Source organism: Streptomyces sp. NPDC086554 (genome assembly GCF_040686095.1).
GTDB lineage: Bacteria > Actinomycetota > Actinomycetes > Streptomycetales > Streptomycetaceae > Streptomyces.
Genome location: NZ_JBFBJK010000020.1, coordinates 21046 through 40397, shown reverse-complemented (window position 1 = coordinate 40397; position 19352 = coordinate 21046). Strand labels below are relative to the sequence as shown.

The following is a 19352-nucleotide window of genomic DNA, read 5'->3' as shown; positions in this document are numbered from 1 at the left end:
CGAGGATCACCCTCTCCCGGCGCAGGATGGAGTACGGCGGAGTTCGGCCATGGCACGATTTGCAGTGTTTTCCAGCCGGTGTGCGGGGGAGGGAGCAGCCGTGCCCAAGGTGTCCTCGTTGATCGTCCCGTACGCGTCTTACTTGCGCGTCTATGAGCCCCTTGCGGCCTTCCCGGAGCCGGAGCGCGGCCACTGGGAGCGCTACGCGCGTCGCAAGGACCGTCCCTCGTACCAGGACGAACTCCGTGGCTCCCTGGCCGACTTGCTGCCCACACCGCCGATCCCGGTCCCGGTGCACGAGAGCGGCGACGCGTTCGTGGTGGAGGCCGACGGGGTGGTGTGCGTCTGTCCGTGGCGCACCCGGCTGCGCGGCTGGCAGGCGCTCGGCGAGCTGCCGGGGCAGCTGCCCGTGCCGGTCCTCGACGCGGTCCTGCCTCCGGTGGTGCGCCGCCAGACGGCCGCCGACTACGAACAGTGGCTGGCCCGCAATCCGGATGCCCGCCCCTGGATCCGTACGTCGAGGTGGCAGGTGCCGCTGAACTGGTTCGTGCTCGTCGCGGACGAGGAGCGGCAGTACGAGAAGGGGACGGCGGAGTCCCCGCCCGTGCTTCGCTACCGGACGCCGATGGTGCAGGCGCGGCGGCGGGTGGCCCGTGGCCTTCGGACACTGCGGGACACGATCGACGAGGGGCCGCTCGTCGACGGGCTCACGGATGTGGGGCGGTGGCTGGAGGAGTTCCACCCGCGCTCGCTGGTGGAGCTCGACTACGGCGGGCTTGTGCACGCCCTGTCGGAGGAGCTGCTCGACGAGGACCACTCCGCGGCGGATGTGGCGGAGGGGATCGAGGCGCTGCGCAACGGCGACGGCGAGGGTGCCGGCGAGGCGTATGCGAGGCTCATGGAGCGGTGGCGCGCGGTCCGGGATCGTCAGTTCTCGAACTGAGGTCTAATCGCTGAGGTCTTGGCACGTCGCCGAGGCTTATGGTCGTTCCTACGTGCCGCCTACACGGGACGTAGGTCCCGATCCGGGCTTTTGTCTCAAGCGTGACGGACCGCACTTAGCGGGGCCTTGCGCCCATCGCCCCCCCTCGTGCCAAAATAGGACAAGGAGTCCGGGGAGGACTCCTTCCGCCCATGTATGGGCGGAATGCTCAGCATTGCACGCTATGGGGGGTCTGTTGACTCCTGATCGCTCTGTGACTGATCGTCACTGTGGCGTGACTGTCCGCTATGGCATGGTCCATCGGCTTCCGTCGCTGATAGACACCTGGGAGGGCAATTCCATCGGTTTGGCCGACGTGGCTGGACGGATGGTGTAGTTGTAGTGCCGAGGACAAGCCGTTCGTCCTATAACCGACTCGACTCGCGTCCGCCATTTCGGGCAACGCGGGTCAAGGTGCAGAATTTAGAGGAATGAACCGAGAAGGTTCGGTTCTCCGAGGAGGCCGCTCATGACCGCTCGCACCCCTGATGCCGAGCCGCTGCTGACCCCGGCTGAGGTCGCCACGATGTTCCGCGTCGACCCCAAGACGGTGACGCGCTGGGCCAAGGCTGGCAAGCTCACGTCGATTCGCACGCTCGGCGGGCATCGCCGTTACCGCGAGGCTGAGGTCCGCGCACTGCTCGCGGGTATCCCGCAGCAGCGCAGCGAGGCCTGATTTACCGCATAACCGCAGTATCCAGGACGAAGAGCACGACCGCTGTCGGGTCCCCCAATCCGGCCGCATCGTCCGACCTTTAGCTACACGCGACGCGGGTCCCGCCCCAACGGGTCCCACGCCTGAGCCTCATGGGTGAGTCGTTTCGATCGCGCTGGACTCCGCCGGGTCCAGCGCGATCTTTTTTGTGTGTCCTGGAGGTGCTGGTGAGCGGCCCTGTGGGCGGGCTTGTTGGTCTCTGAGGGGTGCCGTTGCGCTACCGACGAGTCGGCTGGGCGGAGGCTGCCCGGGGGCCTCTCCGGGTCGTGCAATTGCACATATTAAATTGACCTGTTGTAGGACGGGTGTAAGTTCCGGGGTTCTGAAAACTTCCTCGGTGACACCCATCACACGCCGTGACTCTTGTTGCCCATGATGCCTCTGGGCTAGTGGAGCTGCCGGATTCGCGTTCCGCGCCCACGAGTTCAGCCTCCCACCACGGAGGCGGGTCGCGGGGCGGCTTTGGTCATGCGTTGGGGGGACTTTCGTCCTTGACGGTCTCGCAGCCGCCCTGAGGGGCGGGAGCGGCCTCCAGGGCGAGCCGCTGCAGCCGGTGGCAGATCGGGCAGTGCCGGGTCAGATGGCGGTACCCGGTCGCGGCCGCCAGATGGGCGCGCAACAGGGCGCGCGTCTCGTGCTGTGCGGACATAGCCATACGCCACCTCCGTACCTCTACGGGGAGCGTCCCGCCCGCTCCCTGTTGTCTGGGTACCGGCGGAATGTGACGCAGTCAAGGTGCGGGCACGACAACGGGCCGCATCCCCAAGGGGATACGGCCCGATCTCTTACTGCGGTCCTGACGGGATTTGAACCCGCGGCCTCCACCTTGACAGGGTGGCGAGCACTCCAAACTGCTCCACAGGACCTTGTTCTGCAGTGCTTGTTTCTGCGTTGCGCTGCGAGAAGAGACTCTACAGCAGCCCTGGCCCGGCGGTCGAACTCACGCTGTGCGATGGGTTTGTCACGCCTGAAGGGGGCTACGGCGCCGCCGCGTCGATCGCCTTCACGATCCGCTTGTCCGAGACCGGATACGCGGTGCCGAGCGCGTGCGCGAAGTAGCTGACGCGGAGTTCCTCGATCATCCAGCGGATGTCCAGGACCTCCTGGGGCACGGGCCGGCCCTGCGGCAGCTGCTCCAGGAGCCAGGCGTACTCGTCCTGCATCTCATGGACCTTCTCCATGCGCGCGGTGTCCCGCTGGACGTTCGTCGGCATCTGCTGGAGGCGCCGGTCGGCGGCCACCATGTAGCGCATCAGGTCGGGCAGGCGCCGCAGCCCCGTGGCCGTCACGAAGCCCGGCCGGATCAGCGCGTCCAACTGGGTACGTACGTCCGTGAGGTTGGCGAGCAGCGTCGGGCTCTTCGTGGACTTCAGGCGGCGCTCACAGGCCTGCCAGGCGGCGAGGACCTGCTGGACCTGGCCGACCGTCCGCACCGTCGCGTCGACGATCTCGGCGCGCACCTTCTCGTACAGCTTGCGGTACGACTCCTCGTCCCAGGCGGGACCGCCGAAGTCGCCGATCAGCTTGTCCGCGGCGGCCATCGCGCAGTCGGCGAAGAGCGCCTGGATGGAGCCGTGCGGGTTCGCGGACAGGGCGATCTTCTGGGCGTTGGTCAGCTTGTCGGAGGCGAACTTGGCCGGATTTACCGGGATGTTGCGCAGGATGAGACGACGCGTGCCCTTCCACATCGCCTGCTGCTGCTCGGCCTCCGTGTCGAAGAGGCGTACGGACACGGTGCCTGCCGCGGAGCCGTCGTCCACGAGCGCCGGGTACGCCTTCACCGGCTGGCCCGCGCGCCGGGTCTCGAAGACGCGTGTGAGGGTGCCGATCGACCAGTCCGTGAGGCCGGAGCGCTCGACGGCCGCGCCGCCACTGCGCTCGGCCGTCGCGGCGGCCGCCTGCGAGAGCGCCTTGCGGGCCTTCGGGCGGAGCTGGAGCTTGAGGGCCTCAAGGTCCTTGTCCTCGGCGAGCTTCTTGCGCCGCTCGTCGGTGATCCGGAAGGTGATCTTCAAGTGGTCGGGTACGCGGGTGAGGTCGAAGTCGTCCGGTGAGACGGGCACGCCCACCATCCGCTGCAGCTCGCGGGCGAGAGTGACGTGCAGCGGCTCCTGGAGGGGGACCGCACGCTCCAGGAACGCCGCCGCGTAGTTCGGCGCGGGGACGTAGTGCCGGCGGATCGGCTTCGGGAGCGAGCGGATCAGCTCGATCACGACCTCCTCGCGAAGGCCCGGGATCTGCCAGTCGAAGCCCTCGTCCGTGACCTGGTTGAGGACCTGGAGCGGGATGTGGACCGTCACGCCGTCCGCGTCCGCGCCCGGCTCGAACTGGTAGGTCACCCGGAACTTGAGCTGCCCCTGCCGCCACGAGTCGGGGTAGTCGTCCTTGGAGACGTCCCCCGCCTTCTCGTTGATCAGCATCGACCGCTCGAAGTCGAGCAGTTCGGGCTCTTCCCGCTGCTTCTTCTTCCACCAGGAGTCGAAGTGCGCCCCGGAGACGACCTCTTCGGGCACCCGCTGGTCGTAGAAGTCGAAGAGCGTCTCGTCGTCGACGAGGATGTCGCGGCGCCGGGCCCGGTGCTCAAGCTCCTCGACCTCGGTCAGGAGCTTGCGGTTGGCGGCGAAGAACTTGTGGTGCGTGCGCCAGTCGCCCTCGACGAGCGCATTGCGGATGAACAGGTCGCGGGAGACCTCGGGGTCGATGCGGCCGTAGTTCACCTTGCGGTCGGTGACGATCGGGACGCCGTACAGCGTGACCTTCTCCACGGCCATCACCGCCGCCTGGTCCTTCTCCCAGTGCGGCTCGCTGTACGTGCGCTTCAGGAGGTGCTGGGCGAGCGGCTCGACCCACTCGGGTTCGATGCGCGCGTTGACGCGGGCCCACAGGCGGGAGGTCTCCACCAACTCCGCCGACATGATGAAGCGCGGCGGCTTCTTGAAGAGCGCCGAGCCCGGGAAGACCGCGAACTTGGCGTTGCGGGCGCCCAGATACTCGCCCCGCCCGCCGCGCTGCTTGGGATCGCTGTCCTTCGACTCCTTCACGTCCTTCATCCCGATGTGGGAGAGGAGACCGGCCAGGAGGGAGATGTGGACCTGCTGTTCGGGGGCGTCGTCCTCGTTGAGGTGGATGCCCATCTGCTTGGCGACCGTACGCAGCTGCGTATAGATGTCCTGCCACTCGCGGATCCGCAGGAAGTTCAGGTACTCCGACTTGCACATCCGGCGGAACGAGGACGAGCCGCGCTCCTTCTGCTGCTCGCGGACGTACCGCCACAGGTTCAGGAAGGCGAGGAAGTCCGACGTCTCGTCCTTGAAGCGGGCGTGCTGCTGGTCCGCCTGCGTCTGCTTCTCGGCGGGGCGCTCGCGCGGGTCCTGGATGGAGAGCGCGGCCGCGATCACCATGACCTCGCGTACGCAGCCGTTCTTGTCGGCCTCCAGGACCATCCGGGCGAGGCGCGGGTCCACCGGCAACTGGGCGAGCTTGCGGCCCTGCGGGGTGAGGCGCTTGCGTACGTCCTTCTGCGTGGGGTCGAGCGCACCGAGCTCCTGGAGGAGCTGGACGCCGTCGCGGATGTTGCGGTGGTCCGGCGGGTCGATGAAGGGGAACTTCTCAATGTCGCCGAGGCCGGCCGCGGTCATCTGCAGGATGACGCTCGCCAGGTTCGTACGGAGGATCTCCGCGTCCGTGAACTCGGGGCGTGAGACGAAGTCGTCCTCCGAGTAGAGGCGGATGCAGATGCCGTCCGACGTACGGCCGCAGCGGCCCTTGCGCTGGTTGGCGCTGGCCTGGCTGATCGCCTCGATGGGCAGCCGCTGCACCTTCGTACGGTGGCTGTAGCGGGAGATGCGGGCCGTGCCCGGGTCGATGACGTACTTGATGCCCGGGACGGTCAGGGAGGTCTCGGCGACGTTCGTGGCGAGAACGATCCTGCGACCCGTGTGCTGCTGGAAGACGCGGTGCTGCTCGGCGTGCGAGAGCCGGGCGTAGAGCGGGAGGACTTCGGTGAAGCGGTAGTTCTTCTTGTTGAGCGCGTCCGCCGTGTCGCGGATCTCGCGCTCTCCGGAGAGGAAGACGAGGATGTCGCCCTTGCCTTCCGACTGGAGCTCCTCGACGGCGTCCGTGATCGCGGTGATCTGGTCGCGGTCAGTGTCGTCCGAGTCCTCCTCCAGGAGCGGGCGATAGCGGACCTCGACCGGATACGTACGACCGCTGACCTCGACGATCGGGGCTTCCCCGAAGTGTCTGGAGAACCGCTCGGGGTCGATGGTCGCCGAGGTGATGACGACCTTCAGGTCCGGGCGTTTGGGCAGCAGCTGGGCGAGATAGCCCAGCAGGAAGTCGATGTTGAGCGAGCGCTCGTGGGCCTCGTCGATGATGATCGTGTCGTACGCGCGCAGCTCGCGGTCCGTCTGGATCTCGGCCAGCAGGATGCCGTCCGTCATCAGCTTCACGTACGTGTCGCCGCCGACCTGGTCCGTGAAACGGACCTTCCAGCCGACCGCCTCGCCGAGCGGCGTCTTCAGCTCGTCGGCCACGCGCTCGGCGACCGTGCGGGCGGCGATACGGCGGGGCTGGGTGTGCCCGATCATGCCGCGGAGGCCACGGCCGAGCTCCATGCAGATTTTGGGGATCTGCGTCGTCTTGCCGGAGCCCGTCTCGCCCGCGACGATCACCACCTGGTGGTCGCGGATCGCCGCGGCGATGTCGTCCTTCTTCTGGCTGACCGGCAGCTCTTCGGGATAAGTGATCGCGGGCAGGCGGCTGCCCCGCTCGGCCATCCGCGCCGCGGCCTTGTCGACTTCGGCCGAGATCTCGGCGATGACGGCGGCGCGGGCCTCGGGCTTGCGGATCCGGCGCGCACCCTCGAGCCGGCGGCCGATCCGGTGCTCATCGCGCAGCGAGAGCTCGGACAGGCGCGGGGCGAGGGTGTCGAGGGTGAGGGCAGGCTGCGTAGACATACGGCGTCCAGGATCTCACTCGCCGCTCGGAGGTGGCGAACCGATTTATCGGGCGGGGCGCCCCGGGACGTACGATTCCGGGGATGTTGTCCCGAGTGCGTACACGGTGGTGCCCCCTGCTGGCGGTGCTGCTCGTCGTGCTCGGCGGGTTCTGCGCACCCGCGGTGGCCGCGCAGCCGGTGGCGAAGCCCGTGGCGGCCGTGCAGGCCAATGACTCCGCAGGCGCCCCCGGCTGCGGCAAGGGCGGTCAGCAGGACGCCGGTCAGGGCCCGGCCGCCCCGGCGCGCTCCAGTTCCGCGTACGAACTCCTTCCGGCCCTGCACCAGGCCCACGCCGCGTCCGGTGCCTGGGGTGCCGACCAGACGGTGCTGTCCCTCACCCCGGAGCGTGGTCCGCCGCCGCTCGCGCCGCCATCGCCGATAGATCTCTCGATCCTGCGCGTGTAGATGCCCCTGCCCGGGGCCCCTGCAACGACGTACAAGGAACGAGAGAGAACTCCCTGATGCCCAAGAAGAACAACAACAAAAAGAAGAACATCGCCATCGGAGCGGGTGTCGCCGTCGCCGCCCTGCTGCTCGGCGTCGCCTCCTACACCGCGACCAAGCCCGACGAGCCCTCATCGGTCACCGCCAAGGAGGAGCCCGCCGCGGACGTCTCGGCCGACCCGCAGGCCGGGGTCTACCCGGAGCTGGCCAAGCTGGCCCGCCGTGACGCCAAGGACCCGCTGGCACAGGGGCGCGCGGACGCGCCCGTCGTGATGATCGAGTACGCCGACTTCAAGTGCGGCTACTGCGGGAAGTTCGCCCGCGACACCGAGCCGGGCCTGGTGAAGAAGTACGTCGACGAGGGCACCCTGCGCATCGAGTGGCGCAACTTCCCGATCTTCGGCGAGGACTCCGAGCGGGCCGCACGGGGCGCGTGGGCGGCGGGGAAGCAGGGGCGTTTCTGGCAGTTCCACGAGGCGGCGTACGCCGAGGGGGCCAAGGAGAAGGGCTTCGGCGACGACCGGCTGAAGGAGCTGGCGAAGGAGGCGGGCGTCAAGGACGTCGACCGCTTCTCGGACGACGTGGGGAGCGCCGCCGCCACGGCCGCCGTGAAGAAGGACCAGGAGGAGGCGTACGGCCTCGGGGCCACCTCCACCCCGTCCTTCCTGGTCAACGGGCGGCCCATTTCCGGCGCCCAGCCGGACGAGGTCTTCGACCAGGCGATCGAGCAGGCGGCGAAGAGCGCGAAGGCGGGGAAGAAGTGACCGCCGATGTGGGGTACTTCGCCGCGTTTCTGGGCGGTCTGCTCGCCCTGGTGAGCCCGTGCAGCGCGCTGCTCCTGCCCGCCTTCTTCGCGTACTCGATCGACTCGACGTCACGTCTCCTCGCGCGCACCGGCATCTTCTACGCCGGGCTCGCGACGACGCTCGTGCCGCTGGGCGCGGCGGGGTCGGTCGCCGGGCGGTTCTTCTTCGGGCACCGCGATCAGCTGGTCCTGTTCGCCGGGTGGCTGATCATCGCGCTCGGGATCCTGCAGATCGTGGGGATGGGGTTCGCCTCGCGGAGGATGGCGGAACTCTCGGGCCGGATCCGGCCGACGACCGCGTTCTCCGTCTACGCCCTCGGCGCTGTCTACGGACTCGCGGGGTTCTGCGCGGGGCCGATCCTCGGCAGCGTCCTGACGGTGGCGGCGGTCAGCGGGAGCCCGGTCTACGGCGGGCTGCTCCTTGCCGTCTACGCCCTTGGCATGGCCGTGCCGCTGTTCCTGCTCGCGCTGCTCTGGGAGCGGTTCGACCTGGGGCGGCGGAGGTGGCTGCGGGGGCGCACGTTCCGGCTCGGCCGCTTCGAACTGCACACGACCTCGCTCCTGTCGGGCCTGTTCTTCGTGGGCCTCGGTGCGCTCTTCCTCGCGTACGACGGGACCACGGCGCTGCCGGGTCTCCTCGACGTGGACGACTCGTTCGCGGTGGAGCGGTGGGCCGGGGGAGTGGGCAGGGCGGTGCCGGACTCCGTGCTGATCGCGGGGGTGGTGGTCCTGCTGGCCCTGGTGTTCGCGGCACGGGCCTGGCGGGGGCGAGCCGCGGCGAAGGGGGCTGCGGAGGGGGAGGCCGAGCGGGGGTAGGCCGCTTTCGCCCGGGGGGGCATCCCCCCGGGCCGGGGAACGGCGAAGGCCCCGTCCACTGGACGGGGCCTCCGGGAAGTGGCTGGGGCCGGGATCGAACCGGCGACCTATCGCTTTTCAGGCGATCGCTCGTACCAACTGAGCTACCCAGCCACGCGATTCAGAGAATCGCAAGCGGTCCTGACGGGATTTGAACCCGCGGCCTCCACCTTGACAGGGTGGCGAGCACTCCAAACTGCTCCACAGGACCAAGCGTTGTGCGAGCACTAGTCTCGCACAAGGTGTTGCGTGCCCCCAACGGGATTCGAACCCGTGCTACCGCCTTGAAAGGGCGGCGTCCTGGGCCACTAGACGATGAGGGCTAAGGGCCCACCTGGGCGCTTTGCAGCGCGTCGGGGACGTGAGAAGCATATGGGATGCGGGGAGCTATCGCCAAAACGGTTATCGGGGGGCCGGGGTGCCGCTCCCGGAGGGACGGCCCCCAGGCGGCGGCGAGGGCGTCGCCCCCGGCTGGTTCTCCTTCGGCAGATGGCGGCTGACCTCCGCCTTCGTCAGCCCGAGGCCACCCAGTTTGATCTCGTCCCAGGCCTGGAGGCGGCGGGTGTCGCGGTCCAGGTAGAGGACCGACGTCTCGACCGGGTCGGGGTACTTGCCCTCCACCGCTCGCAGCCCGCTGCCCCCCGTCGAGCCCTCGATGCGCAGCCGCGTGCCGCCCTCCATGACCTCCATCTCCTGGTGGTGCACATGGCCGGCCAGGACGAGCGGCACCTCGCCGTCCGTCTCGCGCGCCGCGTCCGGGTTGTGCGCGATGGCCACGTCGACGGGCGTGCCCGCCGCCTTCTGGTCGCGCAGGGACGAGGCCAGGCGGATGCCCGCCATCACCTCGACCGGTTTGCCCTCCGCGGCGACGGAGCGGTCCGGGGTGTACTGCGGATCGCCCGTCCCGGCGAACCGCAGGCCCGCGACCGACACCGCCCTGCCCTCGTCGAGGACGTGGACGTTCTTCATGCGCTGCAGGTAGCGCTGCGTGGTGCGCGAGTCGTGGTTGCCGCGGACCCAGACGTAGGGGGCTCCCAGGTCCTCGATCGGGTCCAGGAAGGCGTTCTCGGCCGCGCTGCCGTGGTCCATCGTGTCGCCGGAATCGACGATGACGTTGATGTCGTACTGCTCGACGAGCGAGGCGATGATCTTCCAGCTCGCGGGGTTCAGGTGGATGTCCGAGACATGCAGGACCCGGATCGTGGACGGGTCCGGTTGGTACGCGGGGAGCGTCGATGTGACGTCGTACAGCTTCGTCACGTTCGTCACCAGGCGCGCCAACTCCCGCTGGTACACGTCGAATTCGCTGACGATGCTGCGCGCGTTGCCCACCACGGAAGGCGCGCTGCTCAGCAGGCCCGAGAACTTCGGCTCAAGGACCGACTTGGGGTTCCACGTCGCATACGCCGCCGTGCCCGACGCCGCGAGCAGGGCCAGCGCGAGACCGCCCGCCGCGAGTGCGCGGCGCGGGCGGCGGTAGACGGCGAGGCCCAGTGCCGTGGCCCCCGAGACGACGGCCACGCAGGAACGTACGGCCAGATCGAGGGCTCCGTGCCCGACGTCCCGCGCCACCTCGTCCTGGAGTCCGGAGATCCGCTCGGGGTGGTCCACCAGGGCCTGTGAGCGCACCGGGTCGAGGCGGTCGACGTCCACGTCGAGGCGGATGGGCGCGACGTGCGAGCGCAGTTCCAGGGCGCCCAGCGGCGACACGTCGATCTTCGTGCCGCCGGTCGCCGAAGGGCGCAGCGTCATCCGGGTGTCCATCGGGCCCACGGGCACATGCACGCTGCCCACGATCAGCAGTCCGAGCCAGGCGCCGAGCACGACGACCGCGACGAGGCCGATGGCGCGGCCGTACGGGTGCGGAGGGCTGATGAGTTCGCCGACCGGGTGCGTGTGGCGTGCGCGGTAGTGGCGTACGAGGGCGGCGGGCGCCCTTCGTATGCCCTTGATCCTTTTGATCCCCTGCATGACGACTGTGACGTCGCGGGTCATTGGTCCCGTATGCCCACGGCGGCGGGTGGCCATGCGGGACCGTGGCCGACAATGAGGGTGTGCTGGAGATGACGCGGGAAGAGTTCGAGGAACTGGTCGCCGAGGCGCTCGACCGGATTCCGCCGGAGTTGACGCGGTTGATGGACAACGTGGCGGTGTTCGTGGAGGACGAACCGCCCGCCGAGGATCCCGAGCTGCTCGGGCTCTACGAGGGAACTCCGCTGACCGACCGGGGCGAGTGGTACGCGGGAGTGCTGCCCGACCGCATCACCATCTACCGGGGGCCGACGCTCCGGATGTGTGAGTCGCGCGAGGACGTGGTGGCGGAGACGGAGATCACCGTGGTGCATGAGGTCGCTCATCACTTCGGGATCGACGACGAGCGGCTGCACGCGCTCGGGTACGGCTGACGGCCCCGCCGCAAGGTCCGTGTCCTCTTGCGGGGCAGGGGAGTTGGGCAGGGCGTCCCGATTTCCAGCGCCTCGGAGGTGCTCGGCCGTGCGCCAGTTGTACGTTCCTGTCCGGTGGGCCGCGGCCGCTGTGGCCGTCATGGCGACCGCGGGCTGTATGAGCATCGGTGACGACGACGGGCGCGGTGAGCCCCGGCCCGCGCGCTCCGCGGGGCAGCGCGACGGGGCGGCGGCCCCGGACAGCGGGGGCCTTACCTCGGGCGGCGGCTCGGCCGGCGGTGGCTCCGGCGGCGGGCACCGCGACGGCAAGGGCGACGGGCAGGGGAAGCGGGCGGGCAAGGACAAGGGCCGGGACTCCGGTGCGGGTGATGCCGCGTCGGGCAGCGCCGCCCCGGCTTCCACCTCCGCGTCCGGGACCACCGCCACCCCCGCATTGCCGACGAAGGGCGGGGGACCAAGTCCGAGTCAGCCCAAGCCGCCGAAGCCGTCCGCCACGACGACGCCGACCCCGCCGAAGCCGTCCCCCACGCCGACGCCCACGACGCCCACCCCGGAGCCCTCCTCCTCGGCGCACGAGGAGCCCAAGCAGGACACCCAGCTCGGGCAGCGGTCGACGGAGCCGGTTTCGCGGGAGCCCTCTCCGGAGGCCGGGCCGGCGTAGACCGGCGTACACGAGAGGCAGATCGGCCGCTGGCCGAAACCCGCTTCGTCGCAGGTGAGCCAGGCCGTGTGGCCTTGAATCGAAGGTGCTCCGGACAGCTCGGTTTGCCTTATGGGGTGGTGGGTGCGTATGGTGGTAGATCGTTTGATCCCATTTGCCCGGCGCCGACACAGAAGAGCGCCGCGTGGCGCGTACTCTCCCTTGCCGTGGCTGACCGCATAGAGGCGGTCCATTGCGAAATCACGGAGTTGACGGGCGCGTGCCGAGACTCCGGAAGGTTTCGCAATTCGCATGTCCATTTCCAGTTCTGACCACGCCGTCCTGCCCGAGAACGAGATCGTCGAGATCGTCGAGAACGACGCCGTAGTGGCCGTCGCCGAGACCGTCGAGATCGCTCCGGCCGAGGACGTCACCGAGGTCACCACCGACGCCGACGCCGACGCCGATGCCGTTGAGGCTGAAGCCGACGCCGACGCCGAGCCCGAGATCACCTTCGGAGACCTCGGTCTGCCCGACGGTGTCGTCCGCAAGCTCGCCCGCAACGGCGTGCACACCCCCTTCCCGATCCAGGCCGCGACCATCCCGGACGCCCTGGCCGGCAAGGACATCCTGGGCCGCGGCCGCACCGGCTCCGGCAAGACCCTCTCCTTCGGTCTGCCGATGCTGGCCCAGCTGGCCGAGGGCCACACCGAGAAGAAGAAGCCCCGCGGCGTCATCCTGACCCCGACCCGCGAGCTGGCGATGCAGGTCGCCGACGCCCTCCAGCCGTACGGCGACGTACTCGGCCTGAAGATGAAGGTCGTCTGCGGCGGTACGTCCATGGGCAACCAGATCTACGCCCTCGAGCGCGGTGTCGACATCCTCGTCGCCACGCCGGGCCGCCTGCGCGACATCATCAACCGCGGCGCCTGCTCGCTCGAGAACACCCAGATCGCGGTGCTCGACGAGGCCGACCAGATGTCCGACCTGGGCTTCCTGCCCGAGGTCACCGAGCTGCTCGACCAGGTCCCGGCCGGCGGCCAGCGCATGCTCTTCTCGGCCACGATGGAGAACGAGATCTCCACGCTGGTCAAGCGCTACCTGAACAACCCGGTGACGCACGAGGTCGACAGCGCCCAGGGCAACGTCACGACCATGACGCACCACATCCTGATCGTGAAGCCCCGCGACAAGGCGCCCGTCACGGCCGCCATCGCCGCCCGCAAGGGCCGCACGATCATCTTCGTCCGCACCCAGCTGGGCGCCGACCGCATCGCCGAGCAGCTGCGCGAGTCCGGTGTGAAGGCCGACGCGCTGCACGGCGGCATGACGCAGGGCGCCCGTACGCGGACGCTTGCGGACTTCAAGGACGGTTACGTCAACGCGCTCGTCGCCACCGACGTCGCCGCCCGCGGCATCCACGTCGACGGCATCGACCTGGTCCTGAACGTGGACCCGGCCGGCGACCACAAGGACTACCTGCACCGCTCCGGCCGTACCGCTCGCGCGGGCCGCTCCGGCACGGTCGTCTCGCTGTCCCTGCCGCACCAGCGCCGCCAGATCTTCCGCCTGATGGAGGACGCGGGCGTCGACGCCTCGCGCCACATCATCAACGGCGGCGGTGCCTTCGACCCGGAGGTCGCCGACATCACCGGCGCCCGCTCCATGACCGAGGTGCAGGCCGACTCCGCGGGCAACGCCGCGACCCAGGCCGAGCGTGAGGTCAAGGACCTCACCAAGGAGCTGGAGCGCGCCCAGCGCCGCGCGACCGAGCTGCGCGAGGAGGCCGCCCGCCTCACCGCGCGTGCCGCCCGCGAGCGTGGCGACGACCCGGAGACCGCGGTGGCCGAGGCCGCCGCCGCTGCCGAGGCCGCCGTCGAGGCCGCCGCCTCCGTGCCCGAGCAGTCCGCTCCGGTGCGGGAGGAGCGTTCCTCCTCGTACGAGAACCGCCGTCCGCAGCGCGACGAGCGCGGCAACTACGAGCGTGAGCGCCGTGACGACCGTGGTGGCCGTTCCTTCGAGCGTCGTGACGACCGCGGTGGCTCCGGCTTCCGCGGTGGTGACCGCCGTGAAGGTGGCTTCCGTGGCGGCGACCGCCGTGAGGGTGGCGACCGTGGTGGCCGTTCCTTCGAGCGTCGTGACGACCGTGGCGGCTCGGGCTTCCGCGGTGGTGACCGCCGTGAAGGTGGCTTCCGTCGTGACGACCGTCCGTCGGGTGACCGTGGCGGCTCCTTCCGTCGTGATGACCGTCCTTCCGGTGACCGTGGTGGCTTCCGTCGTGACGACCGTCCGTCGGGCGACCGTGGCGGGTTCCGTCGTGACGACCGCCCCTCCGGCGACCGTGGCGGCTTCCGTCGCGACGACCGTCCGTCGGGTGACCGTGGCGGTTCCTTCCGCCGTGACGACCGCCCCTCCGGCGGCCACCGCGGCAGTGACCGTCCGTTCAACCGTGACCGCCGCGACGACCGCCCCTCCGGCGGCGCCCGCTCCGGTGGCCACGACCGCCCGGCGTACAACCGTGACCGCTCCGGCACCGGCACCGGCTCCTTCGGCCGCCGCGACGACAAGCCGCGCTGGAAGCGCAACGGCTGAGCGTCTGCCTAGCTGAACCGCACAGCGGGCCCGTCCCTTCGGGGGCGGGCCCGCTGCCGTATGCCAAACGTGACGTGTGTCATGTCCCTGTCGTGGGCAACGCTGCTGCATGACGACCACTGACGGAAAGAGCAGCGAACCACCACCACCCGGCTCCGACGAAGAGCGCCTGGCCCAGCTCGGCTACACCCAGGTGCTCGCGCGCCGCATGTCCGCGTTCTCCAACTACGCGGTCTCCTTCACGATCATCTCGGTCCTCTCCGGCTGCCTCACGATGTACCTGTTCGGCATGAACACCGGCGGCCCGGCCCTGATCACCTGGGGCTGGGTCGTGGTCGGCCTGATGACCCTCTTCGTCGGCCTCGCGATGGCGGAGATCTGCTCGGCGTACCCGACGTCGGCCGGGCTCTACTTCTGGGCGCACCGCCTCGCGCCGCCCCGCACGGCGGCCGCCTGGGCGTGGTTCACGGGCTGGTTCAACGTCCTCGGCCAGGTCGCCGTCACCGCGGGCATCGACTTCGGCGCCGCGTCGTTCCTGGGCGCGTACCTGAACCTCCAGTTCGACTTCCAGGTCACCGAGGAGCGCACGATCCTGCTCTTCGCGGGCATCCTCGTACTGCACGGCCTCCTGAACACCTTCGGCGTACGCATCGTCGGCCTGCTCAACAGCGTCAGTGTCTGGTGGCACGTCATCGGCGTGGCGGTCATCGTCGGCGCGCTCGCGTTCTCGCCGGACTCGCACCAGTCGGCGTCCTTCGTCTTCACGGAGTTCGTGAACAACACGGGGTGGGGCAGCGGCCTCTACGTCGTCCTGATCGGCCTCCTGATGGCTCAGTACACCTTCACCGGGTACGACGCCTCCGCGCACATGACCGAGGAGACCCACGACGCGTCCACGGCAGGACCGCGCGGCATCGTCCGCGCCATCTGGACGTCCTGGATCGCGGGCTTCGTGCTGCTCCTCGGCTTCACCTTCGCCATCCAGTCGTACGAGGGTGCGCTGGGGTCGGCCACGGGAGCACCGCCCGCGCAGATCCTGCTCGACGCCCTGGGTGCGACCGCCGGCAAGCTGCTCCTGCTCGTCGTCATCGGCGCGCAGCTCTTCTGCGGCATGGCATCGGTGACCGCCAACTCCCGGATGATCTACGCCTTCTCGCGGGACGGAGCGCTGCCGTTCTCGCACATCTGGCACACGGTCAACCCGCGTACGCGCACCCCCGTCGCGGCGGTCTGGCTGGCCGCGCTCGGCGCGCTGGTGCTCGGGCTTCCGTATCTGATCAATGTCACGGCGTACGCGGCGGTGACATCGATCGCCGTCATCGGGCTCTACATCGCGTACGTGGTCCCGACCCTCCTGCGGCTGCGCAAGGGCGACCAATTCGAGCGCGGGCCCTGGCACTTGGGCCGCTGGTCGCGCCCGATCGGCATCGTCGCGGTGGCCTGGGTCGGTGCGATCACGGTCCTCTTCATGCTCCCGCAGGTCTCGCCGGTCACCTGGAAGACCTTCAACTACGCCCCGATCGCGGTCCTCGTGGTCCTCGGGTTCGCCGCGACGTGGTGGTTCGCGTCGGCCAGGCACTGGTTCCTCAACCCGGAGCACGAGCGCACCCTGGCCCGCGAAGCGGCCCGCGCCGGGACCTCCCACCAGGCCGATCTCTGACCGTTCGGCGCCCGCTCGAGGGCCCGGCGCGCAACTCGCGACGGGCCCAGAGGCGATACCCGATCGGACGACGGGGCCCGTCCCGCTATGCTCGTGGGGTGCGTCGGCACGGACCGTTAGCTCAATTGGCAGAGCAGTGGACTTTTAATCCATTGGTTGTGGGTTCGAGTCCCACACGGTCTACCACTCAGGCCCAGGTCAGGAACCACTGATCTGGGCCTGTGGCATGTCCGGGGGTCCGAGCCTGCGGTTTCGTCCCTCCCGGCAACCGGTTCGCTTTTACCCCGCCACATGGCGTACTGTTCATTTCAACGGCGCGGGGTGGAGCAGCTCGGTAGCTCGCTGGGCTCATAACCCAGAGGTCGCAGGTTCAAATCCTGTCCCCGCTACTGAAGTCCTAAGGCCCGGATCCAGATCATGGATCCGGGCCTTAGGCGTTTTCGGCGTTCCTCCGCCATGCCGTCCGATGTCATCCGGTCGGCCCACACCGCTCGCAGCCCGCCGCCGCTGAGGGAAACCTGGACAGGTGCGGTCATGGGGCTGGTCCCGGGCGCGGACTTCGGCGGGAGACGAGCGGTGGGGCAGCGAGGAGGACGTCCGAGAAACCCCTCAGAGGGGTCGGACATGAGTCCGGACGTCACCCACGAGCGGGCTCTCGTGCGGGCCCTTCCGTGGCTGCTCCTGGTCATCGGCGTCGTGTACGACATGTCGACCCCCTCGGAGTTCACCGCGGCGCCCCTGTTCACCGCCGCCCCGCTGATCGCCGCCCCGTTCTACTCGCTCCTCAGCACCGGCCTCATCGGCGCCGCCTCCTGCCTCGCCGTGCTCACCCTGCACTTCGGCAACAGCACCACCACCGACGTCGCGGCCGTCACCGAGCTGCTCACCGTGCTGACCGTCGCCGTGCTCGCCGTCCTCATCAACCGCGTCGTACGCCGCAGCGACGAACAGCTCGCCTCCGCCCGCTCCATCTCGGAGACCGCCCAGCGCGCCGTGCTGCCGCAGCCGGATCACCGGATCGGGGGGCTCGACATCGCGGCGCGGTACGAGGCCGCGGAAGCCGACGCGTTCATCGGCGGGGATCTGTACGCCGTGCAGGACACCCCGCACGGCGTACGCGTCATCGTCGGCGACGTACGCGGCAAGGGGATGGGCGCGGTGGCGGCCGTCGCCGTCGTCATCGGGGCGTTCCGGGAGGCGGCCGAGCAGGAGGCCACCCTGGAGGCGGTGGCGCAGCGCCTTGAGCGGGCGCTCGCGCGGGAGGGCATGCGGCGCGAGGGGCTCGACGCCTTCGAGGGGTTCACCACCGCTGTCCTCGCGGAGATCCCGCGCGGCGACGGAGTCATCCGCATCCTCAACCGCGGGCATCCCGAGCCGCTGCTCCTGCGCGGCGACGGACGGCTGTGCGTGCTGTCCGCGAGCGAGCCCGCGCTGCCGCTCGGGATGGGCGACCTGGGGGTCTGGCCGGACCGCGCCGACGAGGCGGAGTTCCCGCCGGGGGCGATGCTGCTGCTCTACACCGACGGGCTCTCGGAGGCGCGGGACATCCGCGGCGAGTTCTACAACCCGGCGGCCCGGCTCGGCGGCCGGATCTTTCCCGGACCCCACGGCCCTGACACGCTGCTCGCGACGCTGGCCGAAGAGGTGCGCCGGCACACCGGCGGGGGAGGGACGGACGACATGGCGCTGCTCGCGGTGCGGCGGCCGGACACCGGCGATGCCCCGTCCGATGCCTCCCCCGATACCCCGTCCGATGTCACGGGCCGTGACTGAATCGCACCACTCCGCATAGCAACTGACGCACTGTCAAGGCGGTGTGAAGGTCCGGTGTGTGAAGAAGTGCGGTCAACTCGCCCCGTTCCCGCCCTTGGTGTCCCGTTAAGTACAGGCCAACGGCGTTAACGATCAGTCGGAACGGCTTGGAATACGGCCCTGCCGTCTATTAACGTTCGATAACGCAGCGCGGTCGTCCCAGCCGTCACTCGAGTCGGCTCCGTGCGCACGCGCCTAATCCCGAAAGGGAGCCGGGGAACCACCAATTGGGGTGAATCGGGCATCTGTGCATCCGTGCCAGATGTTCGTAGGAGACCTTCCTGCTCCGAACCCGTCAGCTAACCCGGTAGGCGAGAAGGAAGGAAAGGAGCGCGCCCCAGTGGCGTCCAACCGGCCTGCCCCCCAAGCCGTTTACGCACCGAATGACGACGACTTCGGTGCTCATGACGATGAGACTTGGGAGGAGTGGAATCCCACCGAGGAGTCCATCCGTCCCGTTCGCGGCAGGCACCGCGTCCACAAGAAGGGCGGCGGCGGGCTCGCCCGCAGCTCCACCGTCCTCGGCGTGGGCGTCATCGCCGCCGTCGGCGCGGGCGGCATCGCCACCGCGCAGGGCGGCAAGCCCCCGGTCTCCATCGAGATGCCGGACATCTCGGCCGTCACGGACTCGCTGCCGGAGGCCAAGTCGCTTCCCGGCGTGGGGTCCCTGATATCCGGCTCCGACGAATCAGACGACTCCTCCGACGCAGGCGTGACGACCGCCGCCGCGCCGCTCACCGCCGCCGGTGTCAGCACCGCCGATGCCGAGCAGGGAACCACCGACGCCGGTGAGGCACTGCGGGCCCGCATCATGCAGCAGGCCGAGAACCAGCAGGACCAGGCGGACGACGCGGTCCAGAAGGCGGCGGAAGAAGCCGCCGTCAAGAAGGCCGCGGAGCAGGCCGCCGCCGAGCAGTCCGCGGCCGAGAAGAAGATCGCCGCCGAGAAGGCCGCAGCGAAGAAGAAGGCGGAAGAGGAAGCCCGGCGCAAGGCCGAGGCGGAGCGCCTGGCCAAGCTCGCCAAGAGCTACACGCTGCCGCTCAGTTCGTACACGCTCACCAGCACCTTCGGCCAGGCAGGATCGATGTGGTCCTCCGGCTACCACACCGGCCTCGACTTCGCGGCGCCGACGGGTACGCCCCTCAAGGCGATCCACACCGGCACCATCAAGGAGGCCGGCTGGGCGGGGTCGTACGGCTACCGCACCATCCTGGAGCTCGAGGACGGCACCGAGATCTGGTACAACCACCAGTCCTCGATGGGCGTCAGCGTCGGCCAGAAGGTCACCACCGGCGACACCATCGGCCGCGTCGGCGCCACCGGCAATGTGACCGGGCCGCACCTCCACCTCGAGATCCACCCCGGCGGCGACTCCACCGGGGTCGACCCGGCCGCCTGGCTGCGGGACAAGGGCCAGTCGCTCTGAGGCGCCCCCTGTGACTCCGG

Annotated in this window: 14 protein-coding genes, 6 tRNA genes and 1 riboswitch; of the genes, 13 read left to right on the top strand and 7 right to left on the bottom strand. The window is 69.5% G+C overall.

Annotated elements, in window-relative coordinates:
* The first annotated feature begins 100 nt into the window (after positions 1-100).
* Entirely contained in the window at positions 101-943 is an 843-nt protein-coding gene (locus tag AB0O76_RS29645) for a hypothetical protein (RefSeq protein WP_365497172.1), read from the top strand.
* Between the two features lie 508 nt (positions 944-1451).
* On the top strand, positions 1452-1658 hold the full coding sequence (gene bldC / locus AB0O76_RS29640) for a developmental transcriptional regulator BldC (RefSeq protein WP_003949541.1): 207 nt from the start codon (positions 1452-1454) through the stop codon (positions 1656-1658).
* Positions 1659-2163: 505 nt separating this feature from the next.
* Here bldC and AB0O76_RS29635 read toward each other — a convergent pair.
* The 3 genes from AB0O76_RS29635 to hrpA all read right to left on the bottom strand — a co-directional run bounded on the left by AB0O76_RS29635 (position 2164) and on the right by hrpA (position 6652).
* The gene (locus AB0O76_RS29635) at positions 2164-2352 is read right to left on the bottom strand and encodes a DUF6274 family protein (RefSeq protein WP_365497170.1); all 189 of its coding nucleotides are present in this window, start codon (positions 2350-2352) and stop codon (positions 2164-2166) included.
* 136 nt (positions 2353-2488) lie between these two features.
* A tRNA-Asp gene (locus AB0O76_RS29630) sits at positions 2489-2563 on the bottom strand.
* A 111-nt stretch (positions 2564-2674) separates the two neighbouring features.
* The gene (gene hrpA / locus AB0O76_RS29625; protein ID WP_365497168.1) at positions 2675-6652 is read right to left on the bottom strand and encodes an ATP-dependent RNA helicase HrpA; all 3978 of its coding nucleotides are present in this window, start codon (positions 6650-6652) and stop codon (positions 2675-2677) included.
* Positions 6653-6735: 83 nt separating this feature from the next.
* On the opposite strand from hrpA, the gene AB0O76_RS29620 reads away from it, so the two are divergent.
* Genes AB0O76_RS29620 through AB0O76_RS29610 form a run of 3 tightly spaced genes read left to right on the top strand, consistent with a single transcriptional unit; the run spans position 6736 to position 8758 of the window.
* Positions 6736-7098 carry a hypothetical protein gene (locus AB0O76_RS29620; RefSeq protein ID WP_365497166.1) on the top strand — a complete coding sequence of 121 codons (363 nt, stop codon included), beginning with the start codon at positions 6736-6738 and terminating at the stop codon, positions 7096-7098.
* A gap of 56 nt (positions 7099-7154) precedes the next feature.
* Positions 7155-7901, top strand: coding sequence for a DsbA family protein (locus AB0O76_RS29615; RefSeq protein ID WP_365497164.1), 747 nt, complete (start codon positions 7155-7157; stop codon positions 7899-7901).
* Positions 7898-8758 (top strand): cytochrome c biogenesis CcdA family protein, encoded by an 861-nt coding sequence (locus AB0O76_RS29610; protein WP_365497162.1) that lies wholly within the window; start codon positions 7898-7900, stop codon positions 8756-8758. The genes AB0O76_RS29615 and AB0O76_RS29610 overlap by 4 nt, the downstream gene beginning before the upstream one ends.
* Positions 8759-8837: 79 nt before the next feature.
* Here the strand turns inward: AB0O76_RS29610 and AB0O76_RS29605 are convergent.
* From AB0O76_RS29605 to AB0O76_RS29590, 4 genes are all read right to left on the bottom strand, one after another.
* Positions 8838-8911: transfer RNA gene (locus AB0O76_RS29605), tRNA-Phe, on the bottom strand.
* A gap of 22 nt (positions 8912-8933) precedes the next feature.
* A tRNA-Asp gene (locus AB0O76_RS29600) sits at positions 8934-9008 on the bottom strand.
* 39 nt (positions 9009-9047) lie between these two features.
* Positions 9048-9120, bottom strand: a tRNA-Glu gene (locus AB0O76_RS29595).
* A 79-nt stretch (positions 9121-9199) separates the two neighbouring features.
* Positions 9200-10768, bottom strand: coding sequence for a metallophosphoesterase (locus AB0O76_RS29590; RefSeq protein ID WP_365497160.1), 1569 nt, complete (start codon positions 10766-10768; stop codon positions 9200-9202).
* Positions 10769-10851: 83 nt separating this feature from the next.
* On the opposite strand from AB0O76_RS29590, the gene AB0O76_RS29585 reads away from it, so the two are divergent.
* The 8 genes from AB0O76_RS29585 (at position 10852) to AB0O76_RS29550 (ending at position 19332) form a co-directional block, all read left to right on the top strand.
* On the top strand, positions 10852-11202 hold the full coding sequence (locus AB0O76_RS29585; RefSeq protein ID WP_190082831.1) for a metallopeptidase family protein: 351 nt from the start codon (positions 10852-10854) through the stop codon (positions 11200-11202).
* A gap of 88 nt (positions 11203-11290) precedes the next feature.
* Positions 11291-11863: a hypothetical protein gene (locus AB0O76_RS29580; protein WP_365497158.1), complete on the top strand. Its 573-nt coding sequence runs from the start codon at positions 11291-11293 to the stop codon at positions 11861-11863.
* A 291-nt stretch (positions 11864-12154) separates the two neighbouring features.
* Entirely contained in the window at positions 12155-14434 is a 2280-nt protein-coding gene (locus AB0O76_RS29575) for a DEAD/DEAH box helicase (protein WP_365497156.1), read from the top strand.
* A gap of 109 nt (positions 14435-14543) precedes the next feature.
* Positions 14544-16094 (top strand): amino acid permease, encoded by a 1551-nt coding sequence (locus AB0O76_RS29570; RefSeq protein WP_365497154.1) that lies wholly within the window; start codon positions 14544-14546, stop codon positions 16092-16094.
* A gap of 110 nt (positions 16095-16204) precedes the next feature.
* Positions 16205-16280: transfer RNA gene (locus tag AB0O76_RS29565), tRNA-Lys, on the top strand.
* Positions 16281-16409: 129 nt separating this feature from the next.
* Positions 16410-16483 (top strand) — tRNA-Met (locus tag AB0O76_RS29560).
* Between the two features lie 235 nt (positions 16484-16718).
* The gene (locus tag AB0O76_RS29555) at positions 16719-17867 is read left to right on the top strand and encodes a PP2C family protein-serine/threonine phosphatase (protein ID WP_365497153.1); all 1149 of its coding nucleotides are present in this window, start codon (positions 16719-16721) and stop codon (positions 17865-17867) included.
* A gap of 221 nt (positions 17868-18088) precedes the next feature.
* A riboswitch (cyclic di-AMP (ydaO/yuaA leader) is annotated at positions 18089-18235 on the top strand.
* 11 nt (positions 18236-18246) lie between these two features.
* On the top strand, positions 18247-19332 hold the full coding sequence (locus AB0O76_RS29550; RefSeq protein WP_365497151.1) for a M23 family metallopeptidase: 1086 nt from the start codon (positions 18247-18249) through the stop codon (positions 19330-19332).
* The last annotated feature ends 20 nt before the right edge of the window (positions 19333-19352 follow it).

Excerpts from the sequence above, each read along its gene's own strand:
- bldC (WP_003949541.1), top strand. The coding sequence starts at position 1,452 with ATGACCGCTCGCACCCCTGATGCCGAGCCGCTGCTGACCCCGGCTGAG.
- AB0O76_RS29635 (WP_365497170.1), bottom strand. The coding sequence starts at position 2,352 with ATGGCTATGTCCGCACAGCACGAGACGCGCGCCCTGTTGCGCGCCCAT.
- hrpA (WP_365497168.1), bottom strand. The coding sequence starts at position 6,652 with ATGTCTACGCAGCCTGCCCTCACCCTCGACACCCTCGCCCCGCGCCTG.
- AB0O76_RS29620 (WP_365497166.1), top strand. The coding sequence starts at position 6,736 with ATGTTGTCCCGAGTGCGTACACGGTGGTGCCCCCTGCTGGCGGTGCTG.
- AB0O76_RS29615 (WP_365497164.1), top strand. The coding sequence starts at position 7,155 with ATGCCCAAGAAGAACAACAACAAAAAGAAGAACATCGCCATCGGAGCG.
- AB0O76_RS29590 (WP_365497160.1), bottom strand. The coding sequence starts at position 10,768 with ATGCAGGGGATCAAAAGGATCAAGGGCATACGAAGGGCGCCCGCCGCC.
- AB0O76_RS29575 (WP_365497156.1), top strand. The coding sequence starts at position 12,155 with ATGTCCATTTCCAGTTCTGACCACGCCGTCCTGCCCGAGAACGAGATC.
- AB0O76_RS29570 (WP_365497154.1), top strand. The coding sequence starts at position 14,544 with ATGACGACCACTGACGGAAAGAGCAGCGAACCACCACCACCCGGCTCC.
- AB0O76_RS29555 (WP_365497153.1), top strand. The coding sequence starts at position 16,719 with ATGAGTCCGGACGTCACCCACGAGCGGGCTCTCGTGCGGGCCCTTCCG.